Annotated in this window: 24 protein-coding genes and 1 pseudogene; 6 read left to right on the top strand and 19 right to left on the bottom strand. The window is 74.2% G+C overall.

The window, feature by feature from the left end; translation table 11 throughout:
* Nucleotides 1-25: 25 nt before the first annotated feature.
* From AC5JJ1_RS16660 to AC5JJ1_RS16650, 3 genes are all read right to left on the bottom strand, one after another.
* Nucleotides 26-1,633 carry an ABC transporter substrate-binding protein gene (locus AC5JJ1_RS16660; protein WP_495786224.1) on the bottom strand — a complete coding sequence of 536 codons (1,608 nt, stop codon included), beginning with the start codon at nt 1,631-1,633 and terminating at the stop codon, nt 26-28.
* 117 nt (nt 1,634-1,750) lie between these two features.
* Nucleotides 1,751-2,140, bottom strand: a complete 390-nt coding sequence (locus AC5JJ1_RS16655) for a VOC family protein (protein ID WP_495786223.1) — start codon at nt 2,138-2,140, stop codon at nt 1,751-1,753.
* Nucleotides 2,137-2,718, bottom strand: coding sequence for a GNAT family N-acetyltransferase (locus AC5JJ1_RS16650; RefSeq protein WP_495786222.1), 582 nt, complete (start codon nt 2,716-2,718; stop codon nt 2,137-2,139). The genes AC5JJ1_RS16655 and AC5JJ1_RS16650 overlap by 4 nt, the downstream gene beginning before the upstream one ends.
* A 56-nt stretch (nt 2,719-2,774) precedes the next feature.
* Here AC5JJ1_RS16650 and rph point away from each other — a divergent pair, with 56 nt between their 5' ends.
* Both rph and AC5JJ1_RS16640 read left to right on the top strand, forming a co-directional pair.
* Nucleotides 2,775-3,497 carry a ribonuclease PH gene (rph, locus tag AC5JJ1_RS16645; protein WP_495786221.1) on the top strand — a complete coding sequence of 241 codons (723 nt, stop codon included), beginning with the start codon at nt 2,775-2,777 and terminating at the stop codon, nt 3,495-3,497.
* A gap of 37 nt (nt 3,498-3,534) precedes the next feature.
* Nucleotides 3,535-4,161, top strand: a complete 627-nt coding sequence (locus AC5JJ1_RS16640; RefSeq protein WP_495786312.1) for a non-canonical purine NTP pyrophosphatase — start codon at nt 3,535-3,537, stop codon at nt 4,159-4,161.
* Here AC5JJ1_RS16640 and AC5JJ1_RS16635 read toward each other — a convergent pair.
* Nucleotides 4,151-6,184 carry a TonB-dependent receptor gene (locus AC5JJ1_RS16635; RefSeq protein ID WP_495786220.1) on the bottom strand — a complete coding sequence of 678 codons (2,034 nt, stop codon included), beginning with the start codon at nt 6,182-6,184 and terminating at the stop codon, nt 4,151-4,153. The two genes, AC5JJ1_RS16640 and AC5JJ1_RS16635, sit on opposite strands and share 11 nt — an antisense overlap.
* A gap of 76 nt (nt 6,185-6,260) precedes the next feature.
* Here AC5JJ1_RS16635 and nikR point away from each other — a divergent pair, with 76 nt between their 5' ends.
* Nucleotides 6,261-6,671, top strand: coding sequence for a nickel-responsive transcriptional regulator NikR (nikR, locus tag AC5JJ1_RS16630; RefSeq protein WP_495786219.1), 411 nt, complete (start codon nt 6,261-6,263; stop codon nt 6,669-6,671).
* A 176-nt stretch (nt 6,672-6,847) separates the two neighbouring features.
* On the opposite strand, the gene AC5JJ1_RS16625 is transcribed toward nikR, so the two are convergent.
* From AC5JJ1_RS16625 to AC5JJ1_RS16575, 11 genes are all read right to left on the bottom strand, one after another.
* Nucleotides 6,848-7,555, bottom strand: coding sequence for an ATP-binding cassette domain-containing protein (locus AC5JJ1_RS16625; protein WP_495786218.1), 708 nt, complete (start codon nt 7,553-7,555; stop codon nt 6,848-6,850).
* Nucleotides 7,555-8,838 carry an ABC transporter permease DevC gene (gene devC, locus AC5JJ1_RS16620; protein WP_495786217.1) on the bottom strand — a complete coding sequence of 428 codons (1,284 nt, stop codon included), beginning with the start codon at nt 8,836-8,838 and terminating at the stop codon, nt 7,555-7,557. Before devC ends, AC5JJ1_RS16625 begins: the two co-directional genes overlap by 1 nt.
* Nucleotides 8,835-9,875, bottom strand: a complete 1,041-nt coding sequence (locus AC5JJ1_RS16615) for a hypothetical protein (RefSeq protein ID WP_495786216.1) — start codon at nt 9,873-9,875, stop codon at nt 8,835-8,837. Before AC5JJ1_RS16615 ends, devC begins: the two co-directional genes overlap by 4 nt.
* A complete protein-coding gene (locus AC5JJ1_RS16610) occupies nt 9,872-10,087 on the bottom strand; it encodes a hypothetical protein (RefSeq protein WP_495786215.1) in 216 nt (71 codons plus the stop codon). The genes AC5JJ1_RS16615 and AC5JJ1_RS16610 overlap by 4 nt, the downstream gene beginning before the upstream one ends.
* Nucleotides 10,084-10,665, bottom strand: coding sequence for a TetR/AcrR family transcriptional regulator (locus AC5JJ1_RS16605; RefSeq protein WP_495786214.1), 582 nt, complete (start codon nt 10,663-10,665; stop codon nt 10,084-10,086). The genes AC5JJ1_RS16610 and AC5JJ1_RS16605 overlap by 4 nt, the downstream gene beginning before the upstream one ends.
* 70 nt (nt 10,666-10,735) lie before the next feature.
* Nucleotides 10,736-11,599: a lysophospholipid acyltransferase family protein gene (locus tag AC5JJ1_RS16600; protein ID WP_495786213.1), complete on the bottom strand. Its 864-nt coding sequence runs from the start codon at nt 11,597-11,599 to the stop codon at nt 10,736-10,738.
* Nucleotide 11,600: 1 nt separating this feature from the next.
* The gene (gene lpxK / locus AC5JJ1_RS16595; protein ID WP_495786212.1) at nt 11,601-12,590 is read right to left on the bottom strand and encodes a tetraacyldisaccharide 4'-kinase; all 990 of its coding nucleotides are present in this window, start codon (nt 12,588-12,590) and stop codon (nt 11,601-11,603) included.
* A gap of 15 nt (nt 12,591-12,605) precedes the next feature.
* Nucleotides 12,606-13,925 (bottom strand): 3-deoxy-D-manno-octulosonic acid transferase, encoded by a 1,320-nt coding sequence (locus AC5JJ1_RS16590; RefSeq protein ID WP_495786211.1) that lies wholly within the window; start codon nt 13,923-13,925, stop codon nt 12,606-12,608.
* A gap of 10 nt (nt 13,926-13,935) precedes the next feature.
* A complete protein-coding gene (locus AC5JJ1_RS16585) occupies nt 13,936-14,625 on the bottom strand; it encodes a lysophospholipid acyltransferase family protein (RefSeq protein ID WP_495786210.1) in 690 nt (229 codons plus the stop codon).
* 78 nt (nt 14,626-14,703) lie between these two features.
* Complete coding sequence (locus AC5JJ1_RS16580; RefSeq protein WP_495786209.1) at nt 14,704-14,868, bottom strand: hypothetical protein; 165 nt, start codon at nt 14,866-14,868, stop codon at nt 14,704-14,706.
* Nucleotides 14,869-15,019: 151 nt separating this feature from the next.
* Entirely contained in the window at nt 15,020-15,991 is a 972-nt protein-coding gene (locus AC5JJ1_RS16575; protein WP_495786208.1) for a Tim44 domain-containing protein, read from the bottom strand.
* Nucleotides 15,992-16,466: 475 nt separating this feature from the next.
* On the opposite strand from AC5JJ1_RS16575, the pseudogene AC5JJ1_RS16570 reads away from it, so the two are divergent.
* Together AC5JJ1_RS16570 and AC5JJ1_RS16565 are read left to right on the top strand one after the other, a co-directional pair.
* Nucleotides 16,467-16,646, top strand: a pseudogene (locus AC5JJ1_RS16570) (hypothetical protein); the annotation flags it as partial.
* A 128-nt stretch (nt 16,647-16,774) separates the two neighbouring features.
* Nucleotides 16,775-16,897 (top strand): hypothetical protein, encoded by a 123-nt coding sequence (locus AC5JJ1_RS16565; protein ID WP_495786207.1) that lies wholly within the window; start codon nt 16,775-16,777, stop codon nt 16,895-16,897.
* A 45-nt stretch (nt 16,898-16,942) separates the two neighbouring features.
* On the opposite strand, the gene AC5JJ1_RS16560 is transcribed toward AC5JJ1_RS16565, so the two are convergent.
* From AC5JJ1_RS16560 to AC5JJ1_RS16545, 4 genes are all read right to left on the bottom strand, one after another.
* Complete coding sequence (locus AC5JJ1_RS16560; protein WP_495786206.1) at nt 16,943-18,274, bottom strand: TldD/PmbA family protein; 1,332 nt, start codon at nt 18,272-18,274, stop codon at nt 16,943-16,945.
* A 115-nt stretch (nt 18,275-18,389) separates the two neighbouring features.
* On the bottom strand, nt 18,390-19,382 hold the full coding sequence (locus tag AC5JJ1_RS16555) for a methyl-accepting chemotaxis protein (RefSeq protein WP_495786311.1): 993 nt from the start codon (nt 19,380-19,382) through the stop codon (nt 18,390-18,392).
* 53 nt (nt 19,383-19,435) lie between these two features.
* Entirely contained in the window at nt 19,436-21,043 is a 1,608-nt protein-coding gene (locus AC5JJ1_RS16550; RefSeq protein ID WP_495786205.1) for a hypothetical protein, read from the bottom strand.
* 57 nt (nt 21,044-21,100) lie between these two features.
* Nucleotides 21,101-23,440, bottom strand: coding sequence for a xanthine dehydrogenase family protein molybdopterin-binding subunit (locus AC5JJ1_RS16545; protein ID WP_495786204.1), 2,340 nt, complete (start codon nt 23,438-23,440; stop codon nt 21,101-21,103).
* A gap of 116 nt (nt 23,441-23,556) precedes the next feature.
* Here AC5JJ1_RS16545 and AC5JJ1_RS16540 point away from each other — a divergent pair, with 116 nt between their 5' ends.
* Nucleotides 23,557-24,819 (top strand): NAD(P)/FAD-dependent oxidoreductase, encoded by a 1,263-nt coding sequence (locus AC5JJ1_RS16540; RefSeq protein ID WP_495786203.1) that lies wholly within the window; start codon nt 23,557-23,559, stop codon nt 24,817-24,819.
* Nucleotides 24,820-24,869 lie beyond the last annotated feature (50 nt).

The following is a 24,869-nucleotide window of genomic DNA, read 5'->3' as shown; positions in this document are numbered from 1 at the left end:
CAAGGCGCAGCGTTGTCGTGGGGATCTACTGCAGGTCCACCGTCACCAGGTCCTGGAACCAGGACTGCGCTGACGTGAACCCGCGCACCCGGCGCGACATCGCCCGCGGGTTGAGGTCGTGGACGATGTAAAGCCAGGGCGGGTTGTCGACCAGCCGCTCATGCGCGCGGGCATAGGCGGCGGAGTAGGCCGCCGGGTCGCGGGCATTCTCGAGGGCGGCGAAGGCCTCCTCGAATTGCGGGTCGTTCCACTGGCCCCAGTTGAAGCCGTTCGGCGGGACGAAGGCCTGCAGGAAGTAGCGGGTCGCCACGGCCGGGTCGGAGGAGGGCGAGGAGGGGTTCACCGAGACCGCGCCGTTCAGGACCGGCGCCTCAGGCGCGCTGCGCACCGCCGTCAGGAGCGTGTTCCACTCGGTCACCTCGAAGGAGACCTCGACTCCGCAGGCCTCCTTCAGGCTCTGCTGCAGGAACTCGTTCATCGGCAGCGGCAGCATCTGGCCGGAGCCGCTGGCCGAGATCATCACCTTGAAGCGCAACGGGTTCTGCGCATTGAAGCCGGCCGCGGCGAGCATGGCCCGGCCCTTGGCCGGGTCGAAGCCGTAGCGGTTCTGCGGCGAGCCGAAATGCGGGTCGGAGGGCTTCAGCCAGCCGACAGACGGCTCCGCCGTGCCGTTCAGCAGCTCCACCAGGCCGGCGCGGTCGACGCAGTAATTGAGGCCCTGGCGGGTGCGGACGTCGCGGAAGGGGGTGGTGCTGCCGCCCATCTGGTAGAACCAGGGCCAGACATGCGGGTAGCTGTTGGTGACGACCTGAAAGCCGGCCCCCTTCAGGCTTGGGATGGCATCCGGCGGCGGCACCTCGATCCAGTCGACCTGGCCGGAGCGCAGCGCCGCGAGGCGGGAATTCGCCTCCGGGATCGGCAGCAGCAGCACCCGGTCGAGCTTCGGGACGCGGGCCTGGTCCCAGTACTCGGCGTTCTTCGTCAGTTCCGCCGAGACGCGCGGGGTGAAGCGGGAGAGGCGGAAGGGCCCGGTTCCCGCCGGCGGCAGGGCGGCGACCTTGGCCCAGTCGCGGCCGCCCTGCTCCCAGCCCTGCGGGCTGATCATGAGGATATAGACCGCCATGTAGGGGAAGTAGCTGGCGACCCGCGTGGTGGTGATCGAGACGGTGAAGTCGTCGAGCCTGCGGTAGCTGGCGAGGATCGGGATGCGGGCGCGGGTGATGCCGCTGCCGGCCGGGTCGAAATGCGGGCTGTCCTGCTTCCAGAAACGGTCGAGCGTCCAGATCACGCTGTCCGCGGTGAAGGGGGTGCCGTCGTGGAACCTCACCCCGCGGCGGAGATGGAACACCCAGGTCTTCGGGTCGGCCGGGTCCTGCTCGTAGCGCTCGGCGAGGCCGGGGCGGAGCGTCGCCGGCCGGTCGGCGCGGGAGAGGTCCCAGAGCACCAGCCCCTCGAAGGCGGGGTAGCCGAGGAAGCGGACGCCCTCGAAGCCGTTGTTCGGCGCGCCGGTCGTGGTCGGCACGTCGGCGGCGGTCATGGCGATGCGCAGCACCTTCGGCTGCTGCGCATCGCCCGGCGAGGCGGCGAGCAGGGCAGCGATGGCGAGGGTGCCGATCAGTCCCGATCTCTTCATGCGTGGTCCCATCCCCGGCTTGGTGCCGGCGGGGAATGCAAGCGGCGTGCAAGCGCCGGAGCGCGGGCGGGCGGGGCGTCGGCGCCGGGGGCTGCGCAGGGCTTGGGCAGGCTGCCCTCAGGCCGGGCGCTGGAGCAGCTCGACCATCACGCCCTCGGGCCCGCGGACGAAGGCGAGGCGGAAGGGGCCGGCCGCCAGCGGGCCGATGGGGATGTCGGCGCCGAGGGCGCGGAGATGCGCGCAGGCGGCATCCACGTCATCGACGGCGAGGCCGACATGCTCGAGGCCGAGATGCGGGAAGCCGGGGGCGGGCGCAGCCGGGAAGTCGGGGTTGGCGGGGGCGACCAGCAGGCGCTGGCCGTCGAGGGTCAGCTCGTAGCGGTCGCTGCGGCCCTCGGGGCGGGCCTCGGCGCCGAAGAACTCGATGAAGAAGCGCGCCATCGCCGCCGGGTCGCGGGCGCGGAGGTGGATGTGGTCGTAGCGGAAGCGGGGGGCGGCGTGGGTCATGCGCCAGGGCCTTCCGCCAGCGGGATGCGGAAGCGCAGCTCCTCCGCCGCGCCATAGGCGGCAGGGCCGCGGAAGCGCTCCACGAACTGCCCGCCGCAGGCGAGGATGACCCGCTGGGAGGCGAGGTTGTCCGGATCCGTCGTCAGCTCGACATGGCGGAGGCCGCGGGCGCGCGCCTCGGGCAGCAGCAGGGCCAGGGCGCGGCGGGCGAGGCCGCGGCCGCGCTTCCAGGGAACGACGGTATAGCCCACATGGCCGAGCACATGCGGCGGCAGCGCCTCCGTCCCCGGCTGCCAGCGGAAATGGACGGCGCCGCAGAACTCGCCGTCCGAGATCCAGCGGGTGAAGCCGGGCAGGCGCGGGACTCGGTTGCCATCGGGCAGGCGGACGGTCCCGGCTCGGCCGGGCGGCTGCTCCAGGCTGGCGAGGAAGCGCTGCGGGTCGGCGGCGATGGCCGCCAGGTGCTCGGCCGCGACCTCGGCGCCGCGGAGGTTGTGGGGGGACCAGCCAGCCTCCAGCGCCTGGCGGTAGCTGCCGAGCAGGGCGGGGCCGGGGCGGGCGAGGACGAGGTCGGGCATGGCGCGGAGCATAGCGCCCCCTCGCCTTCCCTGCGCGCCGGTGCTACCCCGCGCGGATGAACCGTCCCTCAGGTCGCGTGGCCGATGCGCTGCGCAGCGCCACCCTCGAGCCCAATGTCGCCCGGCATGCGGAGGGCTCCTGCCGCATCCGCATGGGCAATACCGAGGTGCTCTGCACCGCGAGCGTCGAGAGCCGGGTGCCGCCCTTCCTGCGCGGCACCGGCCAGGGCTGGGTGACGGCGGAATACGGCATGCTGCCGCGCGCGACCCATACCCGCTCCGACCGCGAGGCGGCGCGCGGCAAGCAGTCCGGGCGGACGCAGGAGATCCAGCGGTTGATCGGGCGGAGCCTCCGGGCGGTCACCGACCTCAAGGCGATGGGCGAGATGTCCATCACCGTCGACTGCGACGTGCTGACGGCGGATGGCGGCACGCGCTGCGCCAGCATCACCGGCGGCTGGGTGGCGCTGCACCTCGCCTTCCGGCACTGCATGAAGATGAACGTCTTGGGCACCGTGCCGCTGCGCGACCAGGTGGCGGCGGTGTCCTGCGGCATCTGGCAGGGCACGGCGGTGCTCGACCTCGATTATGACGAGGACAGCAAGGCGCAGACCGATGCCAATTTCGTCCTGACCGGCAAGGGCGGCCTCGTCGAGGTGCAGGGCACGGCCGAGGGCGAGCCCTTCTCCGAGGCGGAGCTGCTGGCGCTGCTGAAGCTGGCGCGCCAGGGCACGGACGAGCTGTTCAAGCGGCAGCGGGCGGCCGTCGGCATTGGCTGAGCCGTCCGATGGCCGGAGCGCCGACAGGCCCGAGGGGCTGAAGCGGCCGGCCGGCGGGCACCGGCGGCTGGAGCGCGGCCGCCTCGTCATCGCCACCCATAACGAGGGCAAGCGGCGCGAGGTCGCCGAGCTGCTGGAGCCCTTCGGGATGGAGGTGCTCTCGGCAGGCGGGCTCGGCCTGCCGGTGCCGGAGGAGACTGAGGACAGCTTCCTCGGCAATGCGCGGATCAAGGCGCGGGCGGCGGCACGGGCGACGGGGCTGCCGGCGCTGGCCGATGACAGCGGCTTCTCCGTCGCCTCGCTCGGCGGCGACCCGGGCGTCAGGACCGCCGACTGGGCGGAGCTGCCGGGCGGCGGGCGGGACTATGCCATGGCGATGGCCAAGGTGGCGGCGCTGGCCGGGCCCTTCCCCGACCGGCATGCCTGGTTCACCTGCGCCCTCGTCCTCGCCTGGCCGGACGGGCATGAGGAGGGCTTCCTCGGCGAGATCCACGGCAGCTGGGTGCATCCGCCGCGTGGCGAGCGGGGCTTCGGCTACGACCCGATGTTCGTCCCCGAGGGCGCGACCGAGACCTTCGGCGAGATGGAGCCGGCCAGGAAGCACCTGTTCAACCACCGGGCCCGCGCCTTCGCCCTGCTGCGGGAGGCCTGCCTCACAGGCTAGCGGCCAGGCTGAAGCGCAGCGCCAGCGGCTCGGCCGGATGGTAGTGGCGGTCGCCGACGCCCTCGGCCGGCTCGCCGGGCAGGCGCGAGGCGTAGAAATAGTCGATCTGGCTGGCCTTGCTGTCGAAGAGGTTGAAGGCGTCGAGCTGCATCCTGAGGCCGTTCCCGAAGCGGTAGCCGAGCCGCGCATTGACCAGGGCCGTTGCGCGGGAGCGCTGGCTGTTGTCCTCGACCAGCGGGCGGGCGCCGAAATAGCGGAGGCGGGCGGCGGCGAACCAGCCGATGCCCTCGTCATAGGTGGCGCCGGCCGCCATGACGAGGTTCGGCGCGCCGGGGATGTAGCGCCCGGCCGGTTCGGCCCCGAGGGAGGCGGCACCGAAGCGGGCGCGCGTCGCGGCGATGTCGAGGTCGAAGCCGAGCCGCGGCGTCGCCTGCCAGCGATTGATCCACTCGACGCCCACCCGCCGGCTGGCGCGGCTCGGCTCCGTCGTGCCGGCATCGCCGAGGAAAAGGATCTCGGAGCCGAGCTCGAGCAGGAAGGCGGCAAGGCGGGATTCGAGGCCCTCGGCCGGGCGCGTCAGCAGGCCGATCTCGGCACCCCTAGCCCGGACCAGGAGCGGCACGCGGGAGAGCGGCGTCAGCCGGTCGGTCGGGTCGAGGCGGATGGTGGCGCCGCGCAAGTCGTTGCTGTGGAAGCCGGTGGCGGCGTTCAGGAAGAGCTCCGTCCACCACCAGGGGCCGAGGGCGAGGCCGCCCTTGGGGCTGGCGATCCATTCGCCGGCATCGCCGGAATTCTGGGCCGCGTCGCTGCGGACGCGGCCGCCCACCCAGTCGGCGCGGGCGCCGGCGGTGAGGCGGAGCCAGGGCACCGGGCGCCAGCTCGTATCGGTGAAGAGGCCGAGCTGGTGCTCCTCGACGCGGTCCGCGCGGACCGTGGAGAGGGCCGTGCGCGCCGCGGTGCGGCGCAGCGCCAGGCGGATGTCGTCATCGCGGGCCTGCAGGCCGAGGCGGGTCATGGCCTCGCCGTCTAGCAGCCGCCAGGGAAGCGCCTGGACGGCCTCGCCGCCGAGGATCCAGCGGCGGTCCTGCTGGTGGAACTGGTCGCCATTGACCGGGTCGTCGAGGAAGTAGGTGAAGTTGTTGAAGAGGTCGAGCGTGGAGCGGATGGCATGGGCGCTCACGCTCGTCGTGCCGAAGCTCGTCGTGCGGGCCCAGCGTGCGGACAGGGAGTAGCGCTCGGCGCGGCCGCCATCGCTCGGGTCGAGCGTGCCGAAGCGCGGGATCAGCCCGGCGGAGACGGCGCGGGCCGGGACCTGGTCGGTTGCGTGCCAGCGGCTGCTGTAGCCCATGGCGGTAACGGAGAGGCCATCCTCCGCCGTGCCCTGGCTGTAGCGCAGCAAGCCGTTCAAGCGCCGCAGCGCATCCGGGCGCTGCCAGGGACCGTCATAGGTGGCGACCTCGCCGGCGGCGAGCAGCGTACCGGGGCCGAGATCGACGGAGCCGGCGGCGAGGCCGCGCCAGTAGCCGAAGCTTCCCCCCGTCGCCTGCAAGAAGGGCCGGTCGATGCGGTTCAGCAGGGACAGGCGGAGCGAGCCGGCGGTCGCGAAGTCGCCGTCATCGGCGTAGTAGGGGCCCTTGCGGACCAGCAGGCCGCCCAGCGTCTCGGGGATGAGGAAGTTCGTGTCGGCATAGCCCTGGCCATGGGCGTGGGTCGGCATGTTGACCGGCATGCCGTCGACCGAGATGGCGAGGTCGGTGCCGTGGTCGAGGTTGAAGCCGCGAAGGAAGTACTGGTTCGCCTTCCCCTCCCCGCTGTGCTGGGTGACGATGAGGCCGGGGGCGGCCTCCAGCGCCTCGCCGATGCGGGCGACGGGGCGGGCGGCGATCTCGCCCGCGCCGAGGCGGATCTCGCTGGCGGCGGCGGGCGGCGCGGCGCCGGTGACGGTGAGCGGCGGCAGCGTCGCCTCCTGCGCGGCGGCGCCGGTGCCGATCAGGAGGAGGGCTGCGCCGAACCGCCGGGGCATGCGAGGGTGCCTCTTACTTTTCGGGCAAAAGATCACATGGCCGCCGCGGCGCGGCAAGCAGGCGGGGGGATGTGGGATGGAGCGGGTGACGATCACCATCGAGGCGGCGCTGCTGGAGGCGATCGACCGGCTGGCGGCGCGGCGGGGCTATGCCAGCCGCTCCGAGGCGGTGCGCGACCTGGTGCGGGAGGCAACTGACCGCGAGGCGGCGCTGGCGGAGGAGACGCCCTGCCTCGCCACCCTGACCTATGTCTACGACCACGCCGTGCGGGACCTGGCGCGGCGGCTGACCCAGTCGCAGCATGACCACCATGCGCTGAGCGTCGCCAGCCTGCATGTGCATCTCGACCACGAGGCCTGCCTCGAGGTCGCGGTGCTGCGCGGCCCCTCGGGCGCGGTGCGGCGCTTCGCCGATGGGGTGACGAGCCAGCGCGGCGTCCGGCAGCACGGCCTGCACTTGGTGCCGGTGCAGGCTGCGCAGGGCTAGGGCCAACCCCGATCGGCCGGGATCGTCCGACCGGGGCAATCGGCTCGCCCGGACACGCGCGTGCCGCCGCGGCGATGATGCCTCGTCCCGGCATGATGCCTGGCCTGCCCTGTTCGAGCCTCTCGGGGATGGTCGCGGCTGCGGCTTCGCCCTGTCGATGCGAGGCGGGCGGCGCCTCAGGGCGCGGAGACCGGCTTTGTCTCGTTTGCGGGCAGAATGCGCCCATCTTCCATGGCGACGATGCGGTCGGCGATGTCGAGGATGCGCGGGTCGTGCGTCACCATCAGGATCGGCACGCCGCGGCGGCGGGCGAGGTCGCGCAGCAGGCGGACGACGTCGCCGCCCGACTGCTTGTCGAGCGCCGCGGTCGGCTCGTCGGCGAGGATGAGGCCGGGCTGGCCGGCGAGCGCGCGGGCGACGGCGACGCGCTGGCGCTGGCCGCCGGAGAGCTGGTCCGGGCGGCTCTCGCATTTCTCGGCGAGGCCGACGGCCGCCAGCATCTCGCCGGCGCGGGCGAGGCGGTCGCGCTCGCTGGTCGCCGGGTCGAGCTCGAGCGCCATCGCCACGTTCTGCCGGGCGGTGAGGAAGCCGAGCAGGTTGTGCTGCTGGAAGATGAAGCCGATGCGGCGCCGGAGCGCGGTGCGCTGCCGCTCCGTCGCGCCGGCGAGCGGCTGGCCGAGGACGGTGCCGCTGCCCTGCTGCAGGGCGCGCAGCGCGCCTATCAGCGTCAGCAGCGTGGTCTTGCCGCTGCCCGAGGGGCCGGTCAGCAGCACCACCTCGCCCGGGGCGACGGTGAGGTCCACCTCGCGCAGGACGGGGCGGGCGAGGTCGCCCGACCCATAGGCATAGGTGACGCCGCTGAGCGAGACGGGCGGCGGCGCCATCAGAACATGTCGGCCGGGTTGGCGTCGCGGAGCTTGCGCATGGCGAGCAGGCCGGCGATGCCGCACATGGTGAAGATCATGGCGAAGACGCTGAGCGCGCGCGAAGCGTCCATCTCGAGCGGCAGGAAGGTCCCCTTCCCCACCACGTCGTAGAGCAGGGTCGAGAGGGCGAGGCCAGGCAGGAAGCCGAGCACCGCGAGGATCAGCGCCGCCGAGAGCACGGCGCGGCGCAGGAAGCCGTTGGAATAGCCGATAGCCTTCAGCGTCGCGTATTCGCGCAGGTGGCTGGCGATGTCGCTGAAGAGGATCTGGTAGACGATCACCATGCCGACCACGAGGCCCATCAGGCTGCCGAAGGCGAAGATGAAGCCGATCGGCGTCGCATTCTCCCAATAGGACCGCTCATGGGCGACGAGCTGCGGCTGGCTCATCACCATGACATCGGCGGGGAGGATGGCGCGCAGGCGGGCTATGGCGGCCTCGCGGTCGGCGCCGGGGCGGAGCTTGATGGCGACGAGGTCGACCTGGCTCGGCAGGCGCTCCTTCACCACGCGGCGGAAATTCACCTCCGACATGACGACGTTGCCGTCGGCGCCGAAGGAGGGGCCGATCTCGACCAGCCCGGCGACCTCCATCCGGCGGTTGCCGACCTGCACCTCGAAGGGGCCGCGCTCGCCGAGCAGCCGGGCGACATCGCCGAATTCGGGGCGGGAGCGGCGGTCGAAGGCCATGGTGTCGGGGCGCTTCAGCGTCTCGACCAGGGGGGCGAGGCCAGGGAAGTCCATCACCCCGGATTCGGTGTCGAAGCCGACGAGCTGGACGGCGCGGCGGCTGCCGTTCTCCGGATTCCGCCAGGTGGCCTGGGCCAGGTAGACGGGCACGGCCGCCTGCACCTCGGGCAGCGCCATGGCCTGGCTGGCGCGGATCCGCGGCAGGGTCTCCGGCTTGAAGCTCACCGTGGTCAGCGGGTGCATCAGGAAGATGTCGGCGCGCATCGCCGCCAGCAGGGCGGTCGCGCTGTCGAAGAGCGCCGAGCGGAAGCCGAGCTGCATGAAGACCAGCACGCAGGCGAAGAGCACGCCGGCGATGGCGGAGGCGAGGCGGGCGCGCTCGGCGCGGAGCTGGCGCCAGGCGAGGCGGAGCGGCAGCCAGAGCCCGGCGAGCGGCGAGCCGCCCCCCGGCGGCGGCGGGGATGCGGCCACCGCGGCGTCGCCGGTGAGCTCGGGCGCCCAGGGCAGCAGCTCTGCCTCGGCCGCCGGCGCGGTGCGGGGCATGGCGTTCATGGCTGGATGGAGACCTGCACCTGCATGCCGGCGCGGCGCTCGAGCGCGGCGCGGCCCTCCGGCGAGAGGGTGAGGCGGACCTCGACGGTGCGCGCATCCACCGCCGCCACCGGGTCGGTGCCAGCCTGGGTGGAGCGGCGGACCAGCCAGCCGATCTCGCGCAGCTCCGCCGGGTAGCGCCGCGGGTCGCCGGGGACGATCACCTCGGCAGGGGCGCCCTGGCGCAGGCGCGGCAGGTCCGTCTCATAGACATCGGCCACGATGTCGAGCCGGGTGAGGTCCGCCATGTCGAGCAGCCCGTCGCTGCCGACCTGGTCGCCGGGCCGGGCATAGATCTTCAGGATCGTGCCGGCGATCGGGGCCACAACGCGGGAGAGGGTGGCATCCGCGCGGGCCTTGGCGAGGGCGGCCTCCGAGGCCCTCACCTCCGTCTCGGCAACGGCGAGATCCTCGGGGCGGGGAACCAGGAGCTGCTGCAGCGTGGCCTCGGCCTCGGCGCGCTCGGCCGCGGTGCGGGCGGCGGCGAAGCGGGCGCGCTCGGCGGTGGCGGCGCCGCCGGCGCCGGAGGGGACGAGCGCCTCGGCCCGCTCGGCGTCGCGGCGGGCGCTGGCCTCGGCGTAGCGGAGGGCGTCGATGCGGGCGCGCTGGGCGGCGATCTCCTCCGGCCGGCCGGCGGCGCGGATGCGGGCGAGCTCGGCGCGATCCTGCGCGAGCTGCGCCTCGGCCTGGGCGATGGCGGCCTCCTTCTGAGCGAGGTCGCCGAACTCGGCGATGAGCTGGCCGGCCTCCACCCTGTCGCCCTCGGCCACCAGCAGGCGGTCGAGGCGGGTGACCGCCATGCCGCCCGGCGGGTTGAGGCGGCGGATGCGGCTGGCGGGATCGACCCGGCCGAGGGCGCCGACGCCGGGGGGCGGCAGCGGCGCGGCCTCCGCGGGCGAGATGGGCGCGGCCTCGCGGACGCCGAGACGGACCCAGGCGAGGCCGGCCCCGGTCAGGGCCACGAGCAGCAGGCCGAAGAGGGCGACGCGGCGCCTCATCGGGGGGGCGACTCGGGCTCGAGCAGGGACAGGAATTCGGCCTCGTCCAGCACGTCGAAGGCGAGCAGCGCGCTGTCCTGCGGGTCGCCGCGGAGGCAGTCGCTGATCAGGCCGAAGAGGCCGGGCATGGCGGGGTGGAACTGCGTCCCCGCCGCGGCCCCGGCGGCGAGCATGGTGAGGATGGCGCCGGCGAGCGCGGTGGACAGCCTCATGGCAGGGCCTCCTCGATCAGGCGGGAGAGGGTGGCGTGCATTGCGGCCATCTCCTCGGGCGTCGGGGTGTACATGCCGAAGATGCGCGCCATGAAGAGGCCGTCGCCCGCGGCCATGACGACGCCGCCGATGCCAGGCGGCAAGCCGTCCGCGGCGACGCGGCGGCGCATGTCGGCGATGACGGCGCGCACGGGGTCCAGCAGGGCCGGGTCGTGGTGGAAGGTGGCGAGGAAGACGGCGGCGGCACGGTCGCAGCGCTCGTTCATCGCCTCCGGCGTCTGGCCGAAGCCCCAGGCGAGCACGGCGCGGGCGACCTGGCCGGGCCCCGCGGGCTGGGCGGCGACGCCGGCGGCGAAGTCCTCGGTGATGAAGGCCGCCATGCGCGCGATGAGGCCGGCGAGCAGCGCCTCCTTCGAGGCGTAATGGTAGAGCAGCCCGCCCTTGGAGACCCCCGCGAGGCGGGCGGCGGCCTCGAGGGTGAGGCCGGCGACGCCCTTGGCGCGGACCAGGCTCTCGGCCGCATCGAGGATGCGGGTGCGGGCATCGGCCTGGGCGGGAAGAGTCGAGCCATCCATCATGGTGACAAACTATACCGGCTGGACGGTCTGTCAAGCTGAACCGTCCAGCCGGTACAGTAATCCAGGAGCCTTAGGCGGGCCACCGGCGGTGCAGCCAGAGCCACTCCGCCGGGCGCTCCGCGATCCAGGCGGAGATGCGGTCGTTGATGGCCGTCGTCAGCGCCAGGATCTGCGCCTGCCGGTCCTCGCCGGGCGGGACCGGAAGCGGCGGCTCCACCATCAGGCGGAAGCGGCAGGGGCCGAGGCGCAGGACGCGGCCGGGGATGATTGGACAGCCGAAGCGCAGCGCCAGCTGCGCCGGCGCCGGGGCGGTCATCGCCGGCAGGCCGAGCAGCGGGACGGCGATGCCGTCATTCAGCTTCTGGTCGGCGAGCATGCCGAGGACGCCGCCCCGCGACAGGTAGCGCAGCGCGGCGCGGGCGCCGGCCGAGCCCTTCGGGAAAAGCGGGAGCGGGTCGCCCGGCACGGCCTCGGCGCGGCAGGCGGCGATGAGCGCGTCGACCTCGGCATTGTCGGCGGCGCGGTAGACGCTGCCCATGCGGATGCCCATGGTGGCGAGCGCCGGGGGCAGCACCTCCCAATTGCCGATATGGCCGGAGACCAGGATGGCAGGGCCGCCGCGCTCCGCGATGGGGACGAGGTGCTCCCTCCCCTCCATCTCCCATTCCAGCGCCGGGATATGCGCCAGCTCGGCGGCGGTGCGGCCGAGATTGTCCCACATGGCGCGCACCACCCGGTCCCGCTCCGCCGCGGCCAGGGATGGCAGGGCGCGCGCCAGGTTGCGCCGCGCGGTGCGGGTGACGGGGAGCATCGGGCCGATGCTCCGCCCGATCCAGCCGCCGAGGTCGGAGGCGCGGCGCGGCCCGAGGCGGCGCGAGAGGCCGAGCAGCAGCCGCGCCGCGGCCGCCTCGAGCCGGTGCTGGAGGCGGGGCATGTCAGGCCGGGATCGGCACCCGCTGGGCGAGCGGATCAAGCAGCGCCTCGATCGCCGCCGTGTCCTCCCACTCCAGACCGACATTCACCACCGTCACCCGGCTGCGGAAGCCAGGGGGGATGCGGACGAAGTCCTTCCGCGTGGTGACGGGGATGGCGCGCAGCCGGTCGGCCTCGGCCAGGATCTCGCGCATGTCGCCCTCGTCGAAGGGGTAGTGGTCGGCGAAGGCGGCGCGGCCGGCGACCACGGCGCCGACCTCGGCCAGGGTGGCGAAGAATTTCTTCGGGTTGCCGATGCCGCAGAAGGCATGGACGGGCTGGCCGGCCAGCATCGCCGCCTCGGGCGCCGGGCGCTGCCGGGCGCGGAGGATGCGGGTGCCGGGGGGCAACAGGCTCGCCGCATCGGCCTCGTCCTCGCCGATCATGACGGCGGCGCGGCAGCGGGCGGCAGCGGCGGCGACCGGCTCGCGCAGCGGCCCGGCGGGGATGATGCGGTTGTTGCCGAAGCCGAAGCTACCGTCGACGATGAGGAAGGAGAGGTCCTTCCCGAGCGTCGGGTTCTGCAGCCCGTCATCCATGATGATGGCCTGGGCGCCGGCGGCGACGGCGGCCTGGGCGCCGGCGGCGCGGTCGGCCGAGATCCAGGCGGGGCGCTCGGCGGCCAGCAGCAGGGCCTCGTCGCCGACCGCCCGGCTGTCATGCACCGCGGGGTCGACGCGGACGGGGCCGCGCAGCTTGCCGCCATAGCCGCGGAGGAGGAAATGCACGGCGATGCCGCGATTGGCCAGGCGCTGGCCGAGGTCGAGCGCGACGGTGGTCTTGCCGGCGCCGCCCGCGGTGGCGTTGCCGCAGCAGATCACCGGCACCGGCGCCTGCCAGCCCGGCCTCGCCACGCGGCGCGCGGTCGCCGCCGCATAGAAGGCGGCGATCGGGGAGAGCAGTAGCGGCAGCAGGCCGGAGCCGTCGCCGCCCCAGAAATCGGGGGCGCGCATCAGCCGGCGGTCATCTCAGTCGGCATGGGGCGTCGATCGATCCTCGTCCCTGTCGGCGCGCTGCGGCAGCAGGTGCAGCAACGCCTCGGCCACCTGGTCCGGCAGGGTGGCGGCCGGCGCGATGGCGGCGGCGGCAGCCTCTGCCAGATTTCGGCCATGATCGGGGCTGGATAGCACGGCGCGGATGGCCCCGGCCAGCGCCCCCGGCTCCGGCGGCTGGACCAGGCGAGCGCCGCCCGCGGCCAGCAACCGTGCGGCGATATCGGCGAAATTGGCGGTATGGGGACCGAGCAGAATGGGGCAGCCGAGCCGGGCGGGCTCCAGCGGGTTCTGCCCGCCATGCGGCACGAGGGAGCCGCCGACCAAGGCGACATGGGCCAGGCGGTAGAGGAGGCCGAGTTCGCCGAGGGTGTCGGCGATGTAGACCGCCGTCTGGGGGCCGGGGAGCGCGCCGGCACTGCGGCGGGCGAGCGGGAGGCCGGCGGCCTCGGCCTCGAGGCCCGCGACGCGTTCCGGGTGGCGGGGGGCGAGGATGGTCAGCAGGCCGGGGATGTCGGCGGCGAGCCGGCGATGGGCGGCAACCAGCATCGCCTCCTCGCCCGGATGGGTGGCGGCGCCGAGCACGACCGGGCGGGGGCCGATGGCCGCCCGCAGCGCGGCCAGGGCGGCGGGGTCGGCCGGGAGGGGGGGCGCGGCCTCCTTCAGGTTGCCGGGGGCGCGGACGGCGCGGGCGCCGAGGCCGGCGAAGCGGGCGGCATCGCCCGCGCTCTGCGCCATGACCAGGGTGAAGGCGGCCATCAGCTCCCGCCCCAGCGCCGGGGCGAGGCGCCAACGGGCGGCGGAGCGGGCCGAAAGGCGGCCGTTGATCAGCACCAGCGGCAGGCGACGGGCGCGGGCGGCGCGGATCAGGTTCGGCCAGAGCTCCGACTCGACGAGGCCCGCGGCATCGGGCCGCCAGGCATCGAGGAAGCGGGCAACCCAGGCGGGCACGTCGAGCGGGGCGAAGCGATGGATCACCCGCGGGCGGAGCGCGGGCGGGAGGCGGCGCTCGAGCAGGGCGGCGCTGGTGACGGTGCCGGTGGTCAGCAGGATGGCCAGGCGCGGGGCGCGGGCGGCCAGCGCCTCCAGCACCGGGAGGAGGGAGAGGGTCTCGCCGATGCTGGCGGCGTGCAACCAGATCAGGGGCCCCGGCGGCCGGGCGGCATGGAGGCCGCGGCGTTCCGGCAGGCGGGCGGCGAGTTCCTTGCCGCGGCGCAGGCGGTGGCGCAGCCAGAACGGCAGCAGCGGGGCGGCCAGCGTCGTGCCGCAGCGCCAGGCCCAGGCGGCAAGGCTCATCCGGCCATGCTCATGCCGCGGCGACCCAGGCATCCGCCGTGTCGCAGGCGGCGGTGAGGGCCGCCTCGATCGCCGGCAGGGCGGCGAGCGGCGCGGCGCGGTCCACGGCGACGGGCGGGCCCATCACCAGCACCCCGCGGGCGAAGGGCAGCGGCAGCACCATCCGGTCCCAGCTCCGCAGCCGGCGGACGCGGCTGGTGCGGGCGGCGCAGGGCAGGACGGGGATGCCGGCCAGCGCCGCCAGCTGCGCGACACCGGGCGCGGCACGGCGGCATGGGCCGCGGGGGCCGTCCGGGGTGATGACTACCATGTCCCCCTCCCCCAGCACCCGCAGCAACTGCCGCAGGCCGGTGGCGCCGCCGCGCGAGGTGGAGGCATGCACCAGCTCCAGCCGGAAGCGGCGGACGATGTCGCCGATGAAGCGGCCATCGCGGTGGCGGGAGACCAGGACATGGGCGCTGACGGCCGCGAGGCGCGGCTCGGCGGCGCGGGCGCGCAGCCAGAGCATCGGCATCATCGGCAGGCGCTCATGCCAGAAGGCGGCGAGGATGGGCCGGCCTGCCGGGCCGAGGGCGGCGGCCAGGTTCGGCTCGCCGAGCAGGGTCCAGCGCGTGGTGCGGAAGACCAGGGCGAGGTAGAGGCCGAGCGCCCTGGCGAAGGCCGCCTGGGTCGTGGGATGCCGGATCAGGCGGCGGAGCATGGCGGGCGGGACATGGGGCCCGCCGCCCTAGCACGCCCCGTCCGGAGCCGGAATAGGGCGGGCCGCCCGCCCCTGGCCTCAGGCGAAAACGCTTTTCCGGCGCAGCGCCAGGACCGCAGCGGCGAGGCCGCTGGTCAGGGAGACGAGGCCGAGCACCGGCGCGGCGAGCAAGCCGGCCGAGGCGGCGGTGCCGAGGGCGAGGCCGACCGCGGCCAGACCGCCGACGGCGGCAAGGACGGCCACGAAGCAAAGTGGTAGCATGTGGGGCCTCCGGCGAATGAGACAGGGTCTGCCATGGTTATGCCATGATTTGGCCCCAGCCGGCCACAATTACGACCGCGCCGCCAACCCCTCCCGGGGATGGCGGCGCGTTTGTGACGGAATAGTGAAGGTATCAGCCGGTCTGCTGGATCGCCGAGAGCATCCAGGGCCCGCCCTGGACGCGGAGGAAGGTCCAGAGCTCGGTCGCCTCGGTGCGGCGGTTGGGGTCGCCCTCGACCACCGCGCCATCGCTGACCCGGCGGGTCACGTCGATCATCGAGAAGCGCATGGCCACGGTGGCGAACTCACGCGTGCCCTCGCGCCATGCCTCGGCCAGGTCGCCCTGCTCCAGCTTCACGTCGCGGGCCTCGTTGCGGAGGCCACGGCGATCCAGATCGGCCAGGTCGTCGCCGAAGTAGCGCAGCATCTCGGGCGTGACGACGGCGCGCATCCCGGCCTCGTCCTGCCGGTTCCAGGCCTCGTTGACCCGCTGGAGGGCCGCTTCGAAGGCCTGGAAATCGGCCGGCGTCACCTCGATGGCGGCCGAGGGCGCTCCGCCGGCGCCGCCGATGGGCCGCGCGCCCTGCATCGCCTCGCGGGCCATGCCCTGCGGCATCCGCTCGGACATCCCCTGCGGCATCCCGGCCATGGCGGGCTGCGGCTGGCGGCGGCGGATGAAGCCCATCACCAGCCGGACCAGGAGGAAGATCAGTCCGATCTGCAGCAGCAGGCCGAAGATGGAGCCGAGGCCGGTGAAGCCGCCGAACAGGCCATGGCCGAAGAGCAGGCCGCCGATGCCGGCGCCGATCAGGCCGCCCATCAGCCCTGCCATGAAGGGCGAGCGGGAGAAGAAGCCGCCGGCCGGATTGGGCTGGCCGATCGGCGAACGGCTGGCCTGCTGGCCGTAGGGCGTGGCCGGGCGGGTGGATTCCATAGAGCGCTCCATCGGCCGCGCGGCGTTGGGCGCGGTCGTGGTGGCCGGCGGGGCGCTGTAGGTGCGGCTGCCGCGGCTGCCCGTCGAGGTACCACCCCCCGGTCGCGCATCGGCGAACGCAGGGGCCAGCGCCAGGAGGGCGGCGGCGAGGAACAGGACAGGGCGACGCATCGGGCCAGGGTCTCCGTGATTCTGAACTAACTGCAATATAGGGAGGCGTGCCCCCGATTACGACAGGAACCGCCGAAGTTGGGACGGCAAGCCGACAGATGGCTGGTTGCGGGTGGTGTCCCGGCTGCGGGGCAGGCCCGTCATGGGCGAAGGTAGCGGCGCAGCCGGGAAGGCGGCACCCAGCCCGGAAGCGCTCCAGCCGGCAGGAAGGTTGCGACCGGGCGCGAAGGCGATCATCCGTCCACAAAACGCATCATGTCTTTTTGTTGGATGGCCACGGCGAAACTTAACGATGGCTTAACGCTGCGGCCGGGCAACGGGCGGATGGCGGTGATCGGGTCGCCGCTGGCTGGGGACCACCCGGAACATGGCGGAAAGCCTCGTGATCGGGAGCACCGGCCCCGAATGGATCGATACCCCCGACATCTCCGGCTTCGACGACCTCGAGGTCTAAGGCAAGGGCGGCAATGACGGCATCTGGGGCTCGGGCCTCGCCGACAGGCTGTATGGCGGGGACGGCAACGACCTGCTGGAGGACTATGGCAGCGTCAACGCCCTCTGTAGCTGGGCGGGCGACGATACCCTGTGGGGCAGCATCAACAACGATACCCTCCAGGGGGATGACGGCAACGACGTGATCGGCACCGCGCTCGGCAACAACACCGTCCATGGCGGCACCGGCAATGACTGCGTGCGCTCTTCGCATCCTCGGCCAATGCGGATGCCCGGATCCTGCATGTCCTGGGCTACAGCAACGGCGTCAAGATCGGCGGCATCGGCGTCATGCCGAAGGGTATCGTCGGACGGGTGGGCGCCCTCAACGGCCTCAACTTCGGCCTGGTGGACGGGGTGCATCTCAACGCCGACAACTACTTCGGCATCGACGACCTCACCGTCATCATCTGACCGGCCCGGGGCGGGAAGCGATCCCCGCCCCGTTCCGGCCGCGCCTCAGGCGCCGGCCATGGTCAGCCCCTCGACCCGGACGGTGGGGCTGTCGGTGCCGCGGCGGAATTCCAGGTCGTCCGCCGGGGTGAGGTGCAGCAGCATCTCGCGGACATTGCCGGCGATGGTGACCTCGGAGATCGGTTCGGCCAGGGCGCCGTCGCGGATCATGAAGCCGGCGGCGCCGCGGCTGTAGTCGCCGGTGACGCCGTTGACGCCCATGCCGATCAGCTCGGTGACGTAGAGGCCTTCCCGGATATCCGCCATCAGCGCCGCGGGCGTGAGGCTGCCGGCAGCGAGGTAGAGGTTGGTCGGCGCCGGGCCGGGCGGGCCGCCGGTGCCGCGGCTGGCATGGCCGGTCGAGGTCATGCCGAGCTGGCGGGCGCTGCGCCAGTCGAGGATCCAGGTGGTGAGCACCCCGTCCTCCACGATGGCCCGGCGGATGCCCTGCATCCCCTCCCCGTCGAAGGGCCGGCTGCGGAAGCCGCGGCGGCGGGTCGGGTCGTCGATCACCGAGAGGCCGGGCGCCATGACGCGCTGGCCGAGCCGGTCGCGCAGGAAGCTCGTGCCCCGCGCGACGGCCGCGCCATTGATGGCGCCGGAGAGGTGGCCGAGCAGCGAGGTGGCCACGCGCGGGTCATAGACGACGGGCAGCCGGGCGGTCCTCGGCCGGGTCGGGTTGAGGCGGGCGACGGCCCGCTCCCCGGCGCGGCGGCCGATGGCGGCGGCATCCTCGAGATCGGCGAGGAAGACGGCGCTGGAGTAATCGTAGTCGCGCTCCATGCCAGTTCCCTGCCCGGCCAGCGCGGTCGCCGAGATGGAATGGCTGCTGCGGGCATACTCGCCGGCGAAGCCGTTCGAGGCGGCGAGCGCGATGGTATAGCGGGAGAAGCCGGCATCGGCGCCCTCCGAATTCGTCACGCCGGCGATGGCCAGCGCCGCATCCTCGGCGGCGGCGCAGCGGGCGATGAGGTCCTCGGCGCTGGGCTCGGCCGGGTCCTCCAGCTCGAGGGCGGAGGCGATGAGGCCGTCCGGCGCCTCGGGCAGGCCGGCGAAGGGATCCTCGGGCACGACGCGGGCCATGGCGACGGCGCGCTCGGCGAGCGCCTCGAAGCCGCGCGGCGACGGGTCGGTGGAGGAGACGATCGCCTGGCGCTGGCCGAGGAAGACGCGGAGGCCGAGGTCGAAGCCCTCCGCCCGTTCCAACTGCTCGATCTTGCCGAGGCGGCGCTGGACGGAGAGCGAGGCGGAGGCGACCAGCAGCGCATCCGCGGCATCGGCCCCGGCGCCGCGGGCGGCGGCGACCAGGTCCTGGAGGAGTTCGGCATGGGAGGTCATGGCCGCACCCTAGACCAAGCCGGCGGGGCGTGAACCAGGAACTTCCCCGTCACCCTCGCAGCCGCCGGGCGAGGCCGCCGATGGCGGAACGGAGCGTCGCCGCCTGCTGCGCCACCTAGTCGGCATGGCCGCGCAGGCCCCCGACCGAGGCGGAGGTGGCGGCCGCGCCCTCGGCCAGCTGGATGACGCTGGCGCTGGCCGCCTCGAAGCCCGCGGCCGCGTCGCCGGCGCCGCCGGCGATCTGGCGGGTGACGGCGCCCTGCTCCTCGACCGCCCGGCTGATGGCGGCGGAGGCATCGTCGATGCGGGCGATGGTGCCGCCGATGCCGCGGATGGCGCCGACCGCGGTGTCCACCGTCGCCTGCATGCGGGCGACCTGGTGGCCGATCTCCTCCGTCGCGCGGGCGGTCTGGGCGGCGAGCCCCTTCACCTCGGAGGCGACGACGGCGAAGCCGCGGCCGGCCTCGCCGGCTCGGCTCGCCTCGATGGTGGCGTTGAGGGCGAGGAGGTTGGTGCGGCTCGCGATGTCGGCAATGAGCCGCACCACCTCGCCGATGCGCGTCGCCCTCTCGGCGAGGTCGCGGATGGTGGCATCGGTCGCCTCGGCCTCGGCGACGGCCTGGCGGGCGATGCCGGCGGCCTCGGTCACCTGCCGGGCGATGGCCTGGACGGAGCCGGCCATCTGCTCCGCCGCGCCGGCCACGGCATGAACGCTGCCGCCGGCCTGGCGGGCGCCGCGCTCCGCCGTGCCGGCCTGCTCGGCGGCGGCTTCGGCGGTGCGGTGCAGCGCCTCGCCCGACGCGGTCAGCGCCGTGGCGGCGGAGGCGAGGCCATCGGCGATCTCGCCGAGCGAGCGCTCGACCTCGGCGGCCAGCGAGAGCTGCGCATCCTGGCGCTGCCGCTCGGCCGCCGCGCGGGCGGCGTCCGCCTCGGCCTCGAGCCGGGCGACGGCGCGGGCATTCCCGCGGAAGACCAGCACGGCCTCGGCCACGGCGCCGAATTCGTCGCGGCGGCGGACGGCGGGAATCTCGGTCTCCAACGCGCCCTCGGCGAGGCGGCGCATGGCGGCCGTCATCGCCGTGACGGGGCGCGTGACGGAGCGGGCGATCAGCAGCGCGGCCAGCGCGCCCAGCAGCAGGGCGGCGGCGCCGCCGGCGAGGATCAGCCGCTCCGAATCGGCCGGCCGGCAGCCAGGGCCTCGCCCTGCGCGGTCGAGAGCTGCGTCATCTCCCGGTCGGCGGTCGCCGTCGCTTCCTGCATCGCCGCCTCGTGGCGGGCGCGGCCGGCGGTGGCGAGGGTCGCCTCCTCGAAGGCCTGGCCGGCACCGGCGATGGCGCCGGCCAGGCTGCCGAGCGCCAGGCGCTCCTCCGGCTCGACGGCGCCCAGCAGGGTGGTGAAGAGCGTCTCGGCGGCGCCGAGGGCGCGGCGGACCTCGGCTGCCTCCTCCGCCTGCCCGGCGAGAGCGAAGGCATTGGTGTGGAGCTGGGCCCGCAGCGCCTGGGCCGTCAGCCGGCCGGCGATGTCGCGGATGGCGGCGTGGCGCTCGAAGTCGGTGCGGGCGGCGACGGCGCCCTCGACGAAGCCGGGGATGGTGGCGCGCACCTCGTCCAGCAGGGCCGCGATGTCGGCCATCAGCACGCCGGCACCCTGGCGCCGGGTGGCGAGCAGCGAGCCGGGGCGGGCGGCGGCCTCGGCGGCGCTGCGCTCCAACGCCGCCTGCCCGGTGGCGGCGGCGGCGAAGCGGCGGAGGAGGCCGTTGATCCGGTCGGCCTCCCCGGGCCGCCGGGCGGCCTCGGCGACGAGAGGGGCCGCGAGCTCCGCCGCGGCGACCAGACTCTCGGCGCGCGAGGCGGCGCCGGCGCGGAGCGAGGGAAGCTGGCCTTCCATGGCGCGGGCAAGCCGGCGCAGCCCCTCCGACCCGGCCTCGCCGGCCAGGGCCAGCAGGGCCACTTCGACCTCGCTCCAGGCCTCGGCCAGGCGGGGGCGGAAGGCGGCCAGGGCGAGGGCGAAGCGGCTGCGCTCCTCCGCCGCCTCGACGAGGCTGGCGAGGCCGTCATGCAGCTCCTGCGCCTGCTCGACGATCCGGGCGGCGGCGGGGCGGGCGGCCTCGCTGACCGAGGCAAGGAACCCGTCGAGGGCCGCGCTGACCGCGGCCCCGGCCCGCTCCGCGGCCTCCCGGTCGGTGGCGCGGCCCTCGGCGACGAGCTTGGCCTCGGCCTCGGCAAGCTCGCTCAGCAGCAGGGCGAGGCGCTGGGCGGCGAGGAGGGTGCCGTTGGCGGCGAGCTGGGCGGCGCGGCGGGCCTCCTGCGTCTCCAGGCTGGCGGTGTAGCGGGCGAGCGCGGCAGTGCCCAGCGCCTCGGTTCGGCGGGTGAAGTCCTCGATGCGCTGGTTGAGCTCGGCGCGGGCCTCGCGGATCGCGGACTGGCTGGTGGCGAGGTCGGCCAAGGTGCCAGCCAGGCGCTCGGTCGCCTCGCCCGCGGCGCGGATGCCGGAGGCGGCCTCGGCGCCGGCCAGGCCTTCCAGCCGTCGCAAGGTCGCCGTCGCCTGCCCGAGGGCGTCGAGGGCAGCCTCCAGCGCCGCGGGCTCGAGGCGGATGCGGTCGGCGGCGAGGCGGGCGGTCAGCACCGACTCGCGCACCGCCGCCGCCATCTTCGCCGTGTCGACGCGGGCGGCGAAGGAGCGGAAGCCGCTCCAGCCAACGGCCGCGACGGCGCCGATCAGCAGGAGGACGGTGGAGAAGCCTGCGAGGATCCGGGTTCTGATCGCCATGGTGATCCGCTGCCTTGGATGCGGCGGATCAATGGCATGCGGAAATTACCGCCGGGTTTACGCGGCGCCCCGCAGCGCCGCCCAGACGCGCGGCGGCGTCAGCGGCATCTGCAGCCGGTCCGCCGCCTGGGCATGGCCGGCCCGGGCCAGCGCATCGGCGATGGCGCTGACCACGGCGGGCGTCGCGCCGATGGTGCCGAGCTCGCCGACGCCCTTCACCCCGAGCGGGTTGGTGCGGCAGGGGATGGACTGGTCGAGCTGCGTCAGATAGCCATGGGCGAGGTCGGCGCGCGGCATGGCGTAGTCCATGAAGCTGGCCGAGAGGGGCTGGCCCGTCTCCGGGTCGTAAGCGACCTGCTCGGCGAGCGCCTGGCCGATGCCCTGCAGCGCGCCGCCGACGATCTGGCCCTCGACGATCAGCGGGTTGACGACGCGGCCGGCATCGTTGGCCGAGACGTAGGAGAGGACGTCGACCTCGCCGGTCTCGGCATCCAGCTCCACCTCGCAGATGTGGCAGCCATTGGGCCAAGTCGGGCCGGAGACGGAGTGGCTGATATCGACGAAGATGCGCCCCTCCGGCTGGTGCGCGGCGAGGTCGTAGAGGCCGATGCGGCGGTCGGTGCCGGCGACGCTGATGACGGCGTTGCGGTATTCGAGGTCGGCGGCGGCGGCCTCCAGTGCCTCGGCGGCGAGGTCCTTCGCCGTGTCGACCGCCCTGTCGGAGGCGACCTTGATCGCCGAGCCGGCGGTGAAGAGCGAGCGGGAGCCGGCGCTGCCGAAGCCGCTGCCGCGGTCGGAATCGCCGAGCACCACCTTGATCTGCCCGATGGGCACGCTGAAGACGTCGACGGCGAGCTGGGCGTAGCTGGTGGCGATGCCCTGGCCCATGGCCTGGGTCGTCGCATAGACCTCGATCTCGCCCTCGCCCTTCACCGCGACGGTGACGCGCTCCTCGAAGACGTTGCCGCCGGTCCATTCGAGGAAGGTGGCGATGCCGCGCCCGCGCAGCTTGCCTGCGGCCCGCGAGGCCTCGGCGCGGGCGGCGAAGCCCCCCCAATCGGCGGCGGCCAGCCCCTCGTCGAGGATGCGGGCGAAGCTGCCGCTGTCATAGGTCTGGCCCATGGCATTGGTGTAGGGCATCTGCTCCGGCCGGATCATGTTGCGGCGGCGCAGCTCGGCCGGGTCCATGCCCATCTGCCGCGCGGCGGCGTCCATCAGCCGCTCGATCAGGTAGATCGCCTCCGGACGGCCGGCGCCGCGATAGGGGGCGGTCGGCGCGGTGTTGGTCAGCAGCGCGGTGAAGCGCAGGTCGATCGTCCCGATGTCGTAGATGCTGGTCGAGACCCAGGGGCCGATCATCAGCTGGATGGCGACGCCGGCCGCGCGTTGATAGGCGCCCATGTCGGCGAGCGTCCTGACGCGGAGGGCGAGGATCCTGCCATCCGCGTCGAGGGCGAGCTCGGCGCGGCTCTCGGTGTCGCGGCCATGGGTCGCCGAGAGGAAGTCCTCGAGCCGCGTCGCCGCCCATTTCACCGGGCGCCCCAGCTTGCGGGCGGCGAAGGCGACGACGCCATCCTCCGGATAGAGGCCGGTCTTCATCCCGAAGCCGCCGCCGACATCGCCGACGAGGACGCGCACTTGCGCGGGCTCAATGCCGAGGATCTCCTTCGCCAGCGTGTCGCGCGCGCCGGAGGGCATCTGGCTGCTGAGGCGGATGGTGATGCGCCCGCTCGCCGCGTCGTAATCGGCGAGCGCCATGCGCGGCTCCATCGAGGCCGGGGCGAGGCGCTGGTTGACGAGGTCGAGCGAGACGGCGTGCGCGGCGCGGGCGAAGGCGGCCTCGGCGGCGGCTGCGTCGCCGTAATGCGTCTCGGCGACGACGTTGCCGGTCGCCGCCGGCCAGACCAGCGGCGCATCGGGGGCGCTGGCGCGGGCGAGGCCGATGACGGCGGGCAGCTCCTCGTACTCCACCTCGACGGCCTCGGCGGCGTCGCGGGCCTGGCCGGGCGTCTCGGCGATGACGGCGGCGACCGCCTCGCCGGCGAAGCGCACCGTGCCGATGGCGAGGATCGGCCGCGGCGGGGCGGCGAGCGGCGAGCCGTCCGGCCGCTTGAAGGGCAGCGCGACGCCGAGCGGCTTCACCCCGGCGGCTTCCAGCTCGGGGCCGGTGATGACGGCGAGCACGCCGGGCATGGCCAGCGCCGCGGCGGCGTCGATGCGGGTGATGCGCGCATGGGCGTGGGGCGAGCGGAGGAAGACGCAATGCGCCTGGCCGGGGAGCGAGACGTCGTCGGTGAAGCGGCCGGTGCCGGAGAGCAGCGCCTCGTCCTCGATGCGCCTGACCTTCTGGCCGCTGCCGAAGCGGCCGAAGCCGGCCTCCATGCCATCCGCTACCATCTCGCCGCTCCACCAGGGACTTCGTCGGCGGCGAGCTTAGCAGCGGGGCGGCGGGGGGCGACAGCCCCGGCGGGGCGAGGTAGCCTTGCCCGGCCTCATCGCTACGGAAGGACAGGATGCCTCGATCAGCCATCGTGCTCGGCGCCGGGATGGTCGGCGTCTCGGTCGCGCTGCACCTCAGGCGCCGTGGCTATGACGTGGCGCTGGTGGACCGGCGGGAGCCGGGCGAAGGCGCCTCCTTCGGCAATGGCGGGCTGATCCAGCGCGAGGCGGTCTTCCCGCATCCCTTTCCGCGCGAGGCGAGGGAGATCGGGCGGGTGGCGTGGAACCGCTCCATCGACGTGCGCTACCACCCGCTCGCCCTGCCCGGCTTCGCCGCGCCGCTGCTGCGCTACTGGTGGCACTCGGAGCCGGCGCGCTATGCGGCGGCCGTCGCCGCGCATGCGGCGCTGATCCGCACCTGCCTCGACGAGCACTTGGCGCTGGCGCGCGGGACGGCGGCGATGGCGCTGCTGCGGCCGATCGGCTGGATGCGGCTCTACAGCTCCGCGCCCATGCTGGAGGCGGCGCTGGCGCAGGCCGAGCAGGCGCGGCGCGAGCATGACGTCAACTTCGTGGCCCTCGACGGCGCGGCGCTGGCGGAGGCGGAGCCGCACCTGCTGGCGTCGCGGGCGGGGGCGATCCACTGGACCGACCCGCTCTCGGTCAGCGACCCGCATGCGCTGGTGCTCGCCTATGCCGGGTTCTTCCAGCAGGAGGGCGGCGCCTTCCGCATCGGCGATGCGGCGACGCTGCGGCGGGCGGGCGCGGGTTGGGCCGTGCGGACGGCGGAGGGCGAGGTGGAGGCGGCGGAGGTCGTCATCGCGCTCGGCGCGGCGGCGGTCGAGGTGACGCGGCCGCTCGGCTATGCGCCGCCGCTCTTCGGCAAGCGCGGCTACCACATGCATTACGGCCTCCGCGGCAATGCCGTGCTGCACCGGCCGGTGCTCGACACCGAGAGCGGCTTCCTGCTGGCGCCGATGCGGGCCGGCATCCGGCTGACGACGGGGGCAGAATTCGCCAAGCCGGGCGCGCCGGCGACGCCGGTGCAGCTGGAGCGGGCGGAGCCGGTGGCGCGCGGCCTGCTGCCGCTCGGCGAGCGGGTGGAGGGGGTGCCCTGGATGGGCGTCCGGCCCTGCACGCCGGACATGCTACCGGTCATCGGCCGGCTGCCGGGGCAGGCGGGCGTCTGGTGCGCCTTCGGCCATGCGCATCAGGGGCTGACGCTCGGGCCGACGACGGGGCGGATGCTGGCCGAGATGATGACGGGCGAGCGGCCCTTCGTCAGCCCTGAGGCCTACCGGGCGGAGCGCTTCCTGCGGCGGGGCATGGCAGCCTAGCACTACCTGGGCAGTCTGAAGTCAGGCGGCGGCCTAAGCTTTCGCCGGCA

It is taken from the genome of Belnapia sp. (genome assembly GCF_059504005.1).
Note: the sequence above shows the minus strand (reverse complement) of the source record. Positions and strands in the feature narration are given on the sequence as shown.